Origin of the sequence: Alicyclobacillus fodiniaquatilis (genome assembly GCF_042678105.1) — a bacterium.
Taxonomy (GTDB): domain Bacteria; phylum Bacillota; class Bacilli; order Alicyclobacillales; family Alicyclobacillaceae; genus Alicyclobacillus; species Alicyclobacillus fodiniaquatilis.
Map to the genome: position 1 here is coordinate 214,849 of NZ_JBHUCX010000083.1, position 9,571 is coordinate 224,419.

Here is a 9,571-nt window from a genome sequence, read left to right on the forward strand (position 1 = left end):
AACTTCGCTAAATTCTCAAGCATTATGATAGATTCTTAATCATTGAAGATATTCTCCTTGTCAATCAGTGTCGGCGGAGCTCCTAAAAGCCATTTGGCCCTGATTGGTTGGAAGCTTTTCCAGGCTATAGTTAGTGCTTGTCAGCATACTTCTCGCCTGCCCCACCCCTCCACACTCTGCCAAACGATTTCACCTCGCTCCAATGCATCTAGAGACAATGTGGTCAAATGCCCACCAAATACGCAGCCCGTGTCAATATTGATGCGATCCGGCAACACAATCGGATACTCCGACGGCGTGTGCCCATGCACTATCAACTTGTTATCGCGATATTCAGCAGGAATAAACTCGGAATTGCGCGACCATAAAAAGTCCTTGTCATCCTGTTTGGTATAGTGCTTGTCCGCAATCATCCCGCCGTGAATCAACAAAGCGCATTCTGTTTCCACATAAAAAGGCAGCGTTTCTGTCCAATCCGCCAAGCGTTTGATACCATCCCGCCCAGCTAGACTCTTCCACGTCTCCGGATACAAGCTGCTGAACCAATCGACTACACCTGTACGTACCGCACGCATCCAATCGTCTTCGTGGTTGCCGCGAACGACCTGAAAACACCCTTTCGCCTGACCAGCTTGAACAAAGTCTAGAACATCTTTGGACTGAGAACCGCGATCGACGAGATCCCCAAGGAAGATTGCATGATCTCGGTCTGAACGAAAATCGATTTTTTGCAGCAACCGGATCAATTCCGCGAAACACCCATGTACATCTCCAATGATCCACCGCATACATGCACCCCCGCAAATTGAAGTCATCTAATACTACTGATTATGCCGAAATAAAGTTGAAAATAGCTTGATAGCGTATGAGCGCATTCATGAAGGTTGCATGAAACGAAGAAATATCTGAGTTGACATGATGTATTCATTTGTATACAATCCGATGCAAAAGCACTTGCATGTGCATACAAGGAGATTGATTTAGATGAGACATGGAGAACATCGTGGGCACGAGAAACCTGGACACCATAGGCATCATGGGCCTGGACATGGGCACAGGCATCATGGCCCCCAAACATTCCGCCGTGGGCGTGCGCTTGAGTTTTTGCAGCGGTTGGACGTCAAGCGTGCAACACTTGTTCAGCAACTGGCCCAACCGGAATTACAGGCAATCCACCAGGTTGTCAGTGGAGAATTAAAAGCCGTCGAATTAATTCGGAACGAGTTCATTGAACTATTTGACCTTTATGAACGTGAAGATGGTGAAGGAGAAATTGAAGTCACTCAAGTGCCCAGTGAAGATGTGTCGAACGAAGAGAGTGGGGAATCAAGAGAATGAAGGATATAAATACCACGCTGGATCCCGTACTCAGCAATGAAGTTGTCCTTGATTTGATACAAAGGCATGTACCAGAGGCGCGGGAGGTAAAGCAGGTCGATGAAACAGGAAATCGAGCCCGCACTTATCTCGTCGACGATCACCTCGTTCTGAAGACACAACGTCCGTCTAAAATCCGGCCTCAAACCAGCTTGGAAAAAGAGGTTTTCTTCCTCAATCAAATCTGTGCAAAAGATGAACATATATCAGTTCCGCGTGTTCTCGGATATGGAAAAGACGGCGACATCGAATATACCGTGATGACGCGCATGCCCGGTGTGGCATGGCGATGGTTACAGCTCGAAGGTGAAGAGCGACATCGGGTGCTCTATGACTTAGGACGAACGCTAAGGCATATCCATTCGCTCGACCAAACACCTTTTCAAGAAAGTCCACTGTTCCAAGGAGACTTCTGTGTAACTGATGTAAAGGACGCCATCCAGCACTCGTTTGCGACAGTGATTGAACAACTGGGAGATAGACCAACCGGCTGGTCGCTGACCATCACAACTGAACAAGTGGCGAAGCGTGTATTGGATGCACTTCCAGCAAATGTTGGAACGGTTGCGCTCCACGCCAATCCAGGTCCACCGCACACATTTGTTAACGTAGAGAACCATACTTTTTCTGGCGTGATCGACTTTGGCGACGCCTACATCAACCACCCTGCGTATGATTTCATGCCATGGCGAGCGACTGCGGATCAAAAGAGTGTCTTTGACGGTTATACCGCAGAAGCGCCAGTGAGTGATGAGTTTATGACTGTGTGGCGGTCTGTGATGATTCTTCACATGCTGCGGATGTCCATCAGGAATGGGGCGGCGCCTCCAAGTGAAGCCCTACAATATTGGCTGAGCCAAATGTAAATTGTTTTCAGGCATGACTGCTCTATATGTGAAAAAGAAGATTGCGATCACGTGTGTTCCTTTTCGTGGGTTGAGACAGGATTACCTGCCTTCTACGTCCACGGTAAGGAACTTTTTCTTTGCCACAGAGAATGACACGTAAAATCTCTCGTATCCGTGTTAAAGTTGAAAGAGGTTTAAGCTAAAAGGAGGGCGGCTGTCATGAGTGAAAAGCAAGTCGAGCTGGCTGCGGCTGAGATTTTACGCCCCGAACTCACCCAATACTGTTATAGGATGCTTGGCTCCATTTTCGATGCAGATGACGCCGTGCAAGACACCTTCATTCGCGCGTGGCAGAATTGGGATCAGTTGCGGGAAGAATCTTCGCGCAGATTTTGGCTGTACCGCATTGCCACCAACATCTGTTTGGACAAGCTGCGGAGTGCGAAGCGACGCGCGCTTCCCATGGACCTGTCTGGACCAACTTCACCAATCAGCGAACCGCAGGACCAATTGCCTCTGACCGCCTGGGTTTGGCCAGCGCCTGGCACCATTCGCGATCCGGCCGAATTGGTGGCTCAAAAAGATACCATTCGCCTATCATTTATCGCTGTACTGCAAACCTTACCGCCTCGCCAACGAGCAGTCCTCATTCTGTGCGATGTTTTTCGATGGTCAGCCAAAGAATCCGCGGATGCATTGGGAATGACTGCGGCAGGTGTAAACAGCGCCCTGCAACGAGCGCGAAAGAACATCAGCCAAGCCAATCTTCGGTCAGCGGCGTTTCGCGACTTGGACGTCACTATCGATCTCCAGTTGCTTAACCGCTATGTTGACGCTTTCGAAGCGTACGACATCGACGCGCTGATGGCACTCTTCCACGAAGATGGCAGCTTGTCCATGCCACCTTTTGTCATGTGGGTTCGTGGTCGATCCAATCTCGTTTCCTTCTACCAAGCTACGAAAAGCCACTGCGTGGGTTCCCGACTGGTGCCAGTCACAGTGAACGGAAACACCCCTGCATTTGCACAATATGTGCCAGCGGGATCGAACGAAACTTTAGAACCCTGGGGCATACATGTGCTGGAGGTCAAAGACAGTAAAATTGCACATATCCACACGTTTATCGATGCTGCACTGTATGCGCGATTTGGTTTACCAAGTCGACTGAATGCCAATCAACCAATAGACCGCCATGCGTGACGCATCCCGCACCAGCAGATCCATGAAAATACAAGTCAATCAAGGCATCGCGGATAGCGCGGCACCGAGGTATCGACTTTACTCTCAGGATAGGAAATATCTACAAAATGAAAATGTTCTATGCTGCCCCGATGATTTGGGGTGTGTTTGTTCGTCTATATATGTGAATCACATCATTGAGGAGTGATTGGTCAGTGGCGGAATTGTCAGAAAAGCCGTTAAATCCAGGCCATATACTTCAATACCGGAGGGGATTTTATACATGACAGCAGTTTTCGATCACGTTCAAGATGTACTGGAAAATTACAAAGCGGCGACTTATGAGAAAGATGTTGAGAAGTTTTTATCTACATACGCTACGGACATCCACATTTATGATTGTTGGAATGATTGGGCGTGCATCGGAATCTCGAAGTGGAAGCAAGGCGTCAAAGCATGGTTTGATGGTTTGCGCGAGGAAGACGTTGTACTCAAAACCGATTTTGACGATGTAGTCATTGAAGAAAATGACAATCTCGCCTTCGCCCATTGTCGTGTCACGTACGCTGCCTATACCCAATCTGGGGAGAAACTTCGTCAGATATCCAATCGATTCACATTCGGGTTGAGAAAAGAAAATGGATCTTGGATCATTAAACATGAGCATTCATCACTGCCAATCCATATGGAAACGGGAAAGGGCATTTTTGATTTAAAGTGAGAACAACGTCCTCAGCCACATTGGGAATGTATTCAACGAGCGCAAATGAGCATGGGCTTGTGCGGTATGGGCACGAGCCCTTATCGGTGTTAAACGATGCAACTATTTGCCCATTTTAGTGACATTAGCGAGATTTTTGGATCCTACCTGCCTCGGCTGATTCAATACGCTCTTACTTGTCCTGACCATATTCATAAGGAAAATCAAAATTAAAATCTGCTTTCAGTTCAAATGATACTCCATCGATTATTTTCGTTATCATATTATCCCTCTCATATATAGTTTTTCCCAATCTACATGCTGTGTGCTGGTTCTGTAGTTCAAGTAATCCGGATCGACTCGACCAGAGCCGCATCGATATGTCGGCGAAGCGCGGGCTTGTTAATAATTTGCAACCTCTTGACACATAAGGATTCTATACCTTCGAAATAAAACTAAAACTTTTGATACCAAAAAATCGCTATTTCATTGGCTGTGGAAAAATTAGAATACAGCATATTGTCAACTGCACCGATTACAAAATTGTTTTTGGCATAAAAATGGCAAGCTGAAACATTAACATCTTGCGTTTCGAGCATAATTCCAGCAAAGTTCTTTTGCTTTGCCCACTCAATGGCCTTTTTCAATAACTCCGTTCCGATACCTTGTTTTCTCCAATCGCTACGGACCCCAATTTCCTCGATAAGAGCATAACCATTCCAATTGGAACGAAGCCTAATCTGACCAATACACTCGTTGTCTCCGTAGTACAAAAAAACAGCTTTTCCCTTTTCATTTGTATAACTTACATCGATCTCTTCATATTCATACTGCTTTAAATATGGCTCTGAAAATATCTCCTCCGTATATGTCCACGTGTTGTCTTCATACTTGGGTATAATCCGTCCTGAAACAACGAAGCCATCGTTTGACTTGTTATAGTCATTCATATTTGCAGACGTCATCTTTTTTATCATAATGAATCTCCCTTTATGCGGAGCATCAATTCATCTGCTACTCTGCTGAGTTCATGTATTGAGAATGAATCCAATTTCGCAAAACCGATTCTCTCTAAATCCATTGCCAAAGGTTTCGGTAGTCGTTCAACATATTCGTCTAGTGACAATCCATTAGAAGTTTCAAGATAAAGCCAAAATGCTTCTCCTGAAAACTGCCAAGCCAAATTTGCTAATTGACCTGTGTTTACCAAGCGTTTTGCCTTCTTTGCATTTAAAGCATCTTGGAGTGGTGAAAGCACAAAATCATTTGCCCTATCTGGATATTGCCCCTGTAAGAACTCTCTAAAGCGTTCCACGGTTCGTAAAATCAGCGGCACATCCTCATCGGATACGTTGAGCCATTTGCATATATCTTTAATGATTTGAAATTCATAGTTGGTTTCCATCCAAGGAATTAACTTGCCTGTGGAACAAGAACCAGACGCAAAGAACATTGCCATAAAGGCGGCATCCGCCCAAGCGGCTCCGCCAGCGACGGTAGCTGAATACGGGATATTCTGGTCAATACTTTGGATGGCCCGTTGCTTCCTTTGCTCAACGAGCTTCGTCCATTGACTCAAAGTCTCCATCCGTCCAACAGTCGAACCAAAGTATTGGCATGCATGATTTTGAATGGCTTTGAAATTCCCCAGCGGATCATACAATGGCTTTGATTCCAGCAAGTATCTATATTCTAGTGGGTTTTCGCTAATCGCATTCATAATAATGGGCGCAACGAAGTCCACCTGAACAAATTCACCTTCATAAACTAGATTTTTATTTTCGTATATTTCAGACTCTTCCACGCAAATTGTGATGTCAAGATCACTGAATTCATCAGCATCTCCACGTCCCACTGAACCGCCAGCGAATGCGTATTTCACGTGAGATAGGTTTAACTCGTGAAGATACCTTCCTCCCAAGTCGATGAGCGCATCATTGCGTATCATGACATCAGTCCTTTTACCGAGTTTCTTGTTGGACTAAAACGCCCATTTACACAATAATACCAAAATCAGGTGCTGCAAGGTGACTGGGTTTTGATTTTTTCGTATAGAGATACGACGTGAAAAACGCAGCAATAGAAACACGCCAGTCATAGCGTGTTAAAATGATGATACAGGAGGTGATATGGTGTTTTCTTCAAGATTCGCGCCCTTTCAAGAACAATTCCATCGGTATGCACTCGTTCCCATCATCATCAACACGCCTCTCTAATTCAGAGAATCCACGGCTTCTATACAAACGGTAGGAGCGTTCATTGTATGTGTATATACCGTTAACAAATAGCTTCTCTCTCCTTTGAGACTTGGCGTAGTCTATGATTAAGTCGAGTACCTTAGCGCCAATACCCTTGGACCGATATTCTGCGTTACCAATTTCAATGGGCAGACAATCCGTACAAAGAGCCACATCACCAATGGCGAACCAGCCATCAGCGGTCTGCACCTCGATAATAAAGACTTCACCTTTGTTCAACAGGTATTTATACATCTTGTCAACCACGTCTGCATCATACGGAACTGCACCGGCTCCACCTTCGGAGTAATACAGCAGCTCTGGGTCTTGATACCACGGAACTGCTAGATCAATGTCATCTGGCAAAACAAGCGGACGTAATCGTATGTCGCCATTATGCAGTATCATTTTTTCACCTCAACCAGTGTTTACAAGAACAATCATTAAACTTTTGATAACAAAACAAAAGAAATCAAACCAAGCCGACGCGGTTTTGACGTAACGCCACGAAGGCGAGGTGGCGAAACGGAGTGGCTAAAATGGCACATGGGATGACGCCGTACACAGCTCCACTCATATGCGTTCAGATACAAGGCGACCCAAATCAATCGACGCGACTCAATGGGGATGGAGAGACGCAGAACGAATCACGACCCTTGTTAAAGATTCACCCGAGTGTTCACCATCTTCACTGGACAAAGGTCCCTTTTTTAGCTGCGTACTCTCGATCTAAAATGCTCATGAAAACATCTGTTTCAAATTTACCTTCAATAAAAACTCCTTCTCTTTCTATGCCTTCTTTCATGAATCCACACTTCTCGTAGCAAGCAATTGCACGATGATTGTATTCCAGTACTCTTAAATCTACTCGATGTAGTTTCAGTTCTTCGAAAGCATACCGTAGCACCAGTAGAGTAACTTCGGTTCCAAGACCTTTGCCTAATTCGGAAGTGTCAAAGATGCCAATTGCATATCTCGCACGGTAATCCTCCCTACTCAAGGTAAGTCGTGTTTGGCCTATGCACCGTCCCTTAAATTCAATACACCAATCAAGCTCATGCGATAAAACGCTGTCAACAAACTTTTTTGCATCTTCCATCGTGAACGGTTTTAAGTGCCGTGTGTCCCCGCCATACATTCTGACAAGCTCTTTGCTTCTCCCGCACTTAAAGCGATCCAGAATATCGCTTTCTTTGGGCTTTCTAAGTACCACTGTTTTACCTCGAATCATTGGAGATTGGTTCATGTTCCCCCTCCATTTAAACGTAGCTTCGTTTGCACAATAATACCAATCAACCCAAGACGGCGCGATCCTCGACATAAAGTTGTTCAGTGTGTAAGACAGATTCAAGTAACAAAAACGCGACTACCGGGTCGCGTTGGAATGTAGCGATGCAGAGAACGAATTGCGAAGCTTGTTAAACATTCACACTCCCGCTCTAAATAGAAACCTATGAATAACTATCCTATTTCCGAAATCCACCTTGTATCTTTTGTACACTACAATTGTGGAATGCCGTAATTCTCCATTCCCCATTTTGACGAACGACGACACTCGTGTTGATTGACAATCGGTCTTCTGGATTGTCATTCATATTCTCTAATTTGACTTCCCCACCACCGTGGACAATTGTAATATCCTCAGTCAAAAATCGAGCATGGACATCTTCCGTTAACTCCAGTTTCGATCCTTTTAATGGACCGTTAAACAACCTTTGATGAGCTTCAGCGATCTCCGCTCTACCTTTTAGATATATACCGTTGACCGTAACAAAATCCGCGTCGTCAGTGAAATGGTTGGCGTAAGCCATACCATCCCCATTGTTCCAGGCTTCAACCAGGCCTATAAACAGGGTACGTATTGCCTCCATGTTTTCAATATTGTGTTCCATTTACACGCCTCCAATATCTGGACCATTTTCAACACTCCGATTATATCATTGAAGAAGAAAACCACACTTGTGCCGCATAAACTACCGAGATGCATGTGGCGGTTAAGGTTACTTGAAATGAAATTTTTGCACTCTCTATTTCAACACGGATTGGTAAGCACGTTTAATCAGTTTTCCTATCTGAAAAAATTCAGTAACCATGTGATCTGCGTCTTTCAGTTCATTGAAGTGAGAAAAACCAAATTGGCATCCAATCGTCGTAAGACCATTTTGAGCCCCTGCGACTATATCCCCTTTCCGGTCGCCGATAAACACCCCAGATTGAATTCCATAATCATTCAATAGCTTAGAAACGAGTTCGGTTTTTGACATTGTGCCAAAACGACCAGCACTATATAAATCTTGAAATATCGCATGCAATCCTTCGGATTCAATAATTGCATCAATATATGGTTCTAAACCATTACTCGCAATAAACAAAGGGACTCCCATTTCAGCTAACTCCACAAGCGTTTCCTTTGCCCCTTCGTATAGCTCACCGTTTCCGCACTTCAATTCTTCGATTAAGAATGATAAAAGCAATTGATCGGCCTTTCGCCGCACCTCATCAGAGGCCTCTGGCATAACTTCAATCCAAACTTGTTCCAACGGAACCCCAAGAATTGAGTGATATTGCGCTAATGGGGTTTCGCCATGCCATTTGTTTTCATTTCGTAAGCTTGTAAATGTGGCTTCAAAAGCAGAATCCACAATTGTCTCCGTTTTGAATATCGTTCCATCCATATCAAATAAGGCTGCAAACGGAATCATAAAAACTCACCATCATCTCTCTTATTTGGTAGTACCCGCACTGCGCAATACGCTCCACTCTCTGTCCAACATGCCGTACACCACACTGTCATTGAAATTGTCATACAGCTTGAAAGCTTCTCTGGTGACCACTCCCCATGCCTAAAGGCAGGGGCTTCTCAGAACACGCATGGCGCAACCCGCCTACGTTATGTCCTGAAGGCTCAGTCCAAGCCAACCAGTAACGCTATATTGCACGCTTCAAAATGTTTTTTGCGGCGTTGATATCTCTGTCCTGAACGTATCCGCAGTGTTCGCAATGATGGGTACGTTCGGAGAGCTTCTTCGGTACCATTTCACCGCAGTTTGAGCAAAGTTGACTTGTGTTCTTGGGATCAACCAGCACAACACCACGACCAGCTTCTTCCGCTTTGTACGCGGTGAGTGTGACGAGTTGATTCCATGACGCATCAACGATGCTCTTTGCCAAGTGGTGATTCTTGACCATGCCCTGCGTGTTCAAGTTCTCGAATGCGATCAGACCATACT

Annotated in this window: 12 protein-coding genes; 4 read left to right on the forward strand and 8 right to left on the reverse strand. The window is 45.1% G+C overall.

Translation table 11 applies throughout. The features are described 5' to 3' along the window. Positions 1-140: 140 nt before the first annotated feature. Positions 141-788 carry a metallophosphoesterase gene (locus ACFSB2_RS20625; RefSeq protein WP_377944990.1) on the reverse strand — a complete coding sequence of 216 codons (648 nt, stop codon included), beginning with the start codon at positions 786-788 and terminating at the stop codon, positions 141-143. 196 nt (positions 789-984) lie between these two features. Between ACFSB2_RS20625 and ACFSB2_RS20630 the strand changes: the two genes are divergently transcribed. The 4 genes from ACFSB2_RS20630 (at position 985) to ACFSB2_RS20645 (ending at position 4,125) form a co-directional block, all read left to right on the forward strand. Next, the gene (locus tag ACFSB2_RS20630) at positions 985-1,338 is read left to right on the forward strand and encodes a hypothetical protein (protein ID WP_377944991.1); all 354 of its coding nucleotides are present in this window, start codon (positions 985-987) and stop codon (positions 1,336-1,338) included. Beyond that, positions 1,335-2,243: a phosphotransferase family protein gene (locus ACFSB2_RS20635; protein ID WP_377944992.1), complete on the forward strand. Its 909-nt coding sequence runs from the start codon at positions 1,335-1,337 to the stop codon at positions 2,241-2,243. Before ACFSB2_RS20630 ends, ACFSB2_RS20635 begins: the two co-directional genes overlap by 4 nt. Positions 2,244-2,444: 201 nt before the next feature. Then, a complete protein-coding gene (locus tag ACFSB2_RS20640) occupies positions 2,445-3,425 on the forward strand; it encodes a sigma-70 family RNA polymerase sigma factor (RefSeq protein ID WP_377944993.1) in 981 nt (326 codons plus the stop codon). Between the two features lie 262 nt (positions 3,426-3,687). Then, positions 3,688-4,125 (forward strand): YybH family protein, encoded by a 438-nt coding sequence (locus ACFSB2_RS20645; protein WP_377944994.1) that lies wholly within the window; start codon positions 3,688-3,690, stop codon positions 4,123-4,125. Between the two features lie 434 nt (positions 4,126-4,559). Here ACFSB2_RS20645 and ACFSB2_RS20650 read toward each other — a convergent pair whose 3' ends face one another. The 7 genes from ACFSB2_RS20650 to ACFSB2_RS20680 form a co-directional block, all read right to left on the reverse strand. Next, positions 4,560-5,081, reverse strand: a complete 522-nt coding sequence (locus tag ACFSB2_RS20650) for a GNAT family N-acetyltransferase (protein WP_377944995.1) — start codon at positions 5,079-5,081, stop codon at positions 4,560-4,562. Beyond that, positions 5,078-6,052 carry a nucleotidyltransferase domain-containing protein gene (locus ACFSB2_RS20655; RefSeq protein ID WP_377944996.1) on the reverse strand — a complete coding sequence of 325 codons (975 nt, stop codon included), beginning with the start codon at positions 6,050-6,052 and terminating at the stop codon, positions 5,078-5,080. Before ACFSB2_RS20655 ends, ACFSB2_RS20650 begins: the two co-directional genes overlap by 4 nt. A gap of 193 nt (positions 6,053-6,245) precedes the next feature. Next, positions 6,246-6,749, reverse strand: a complete 504-nt coding sequence (locus ACFSB2_RS20660) for a GNAT family N-acetyltransferase (RefSeq protein WP_377944997.1) — start codon at positions 6,747-6,749, stop codon at positions 6,246-6,248. 280 nt (positions 6,750-7,029) lie between these two features. Then, complete coding sequence (locus ACFSB2_RS20665; protein WP_377944998.1) at positions 7,030-7,587, reverse strand: GNAT family N-acetyltransferase; 558 nt, start codon at positions 7,585-7,587, stop codon at positions 7,030-7,032. A 220-nt stretch (positions 7,588-7,807) separates the two neighbouring features. Then, positions 7,808-8,233 carry an SgcJ/EcaC family oxidoreductase gene (locus ACFSB2_RS20670; RefSeq protein ID WP_377944999.1) on the reverse strand — a complete coding sequence of 142 codons (426 nt, stop codon included), beginning with the start codon at positions 8,231-8,233 and terminating at the stop codon, positions 7,808-7,810. A gap of 135 nt (positions 8,234-8,368) precedes the next feature. Beyond that, positions 8,369-9,043 carry an HAD-IA family hydrolase gene (locus tag ACFSB2_RS20675; protein WP_377945000.1) on the reverse strand — a complete coding sequence of 225 codons (675 nt, stop codon included), beginning with the start codon at positions 9,041-9,043 and terminating at the stop codon, positions 8,369-8,371. A 226-nt stretch (positions 9,044-9,269) separates the two neighbouring features. After that, the coding region (locus ACFSB2_RS20680) for an RNA-guided endonuclease InsQ/TnpB family protein (protein WP_377945001.1) at positions 9,270-9,571 on the reverse strand (302 nt) is incomplete at its 5' end.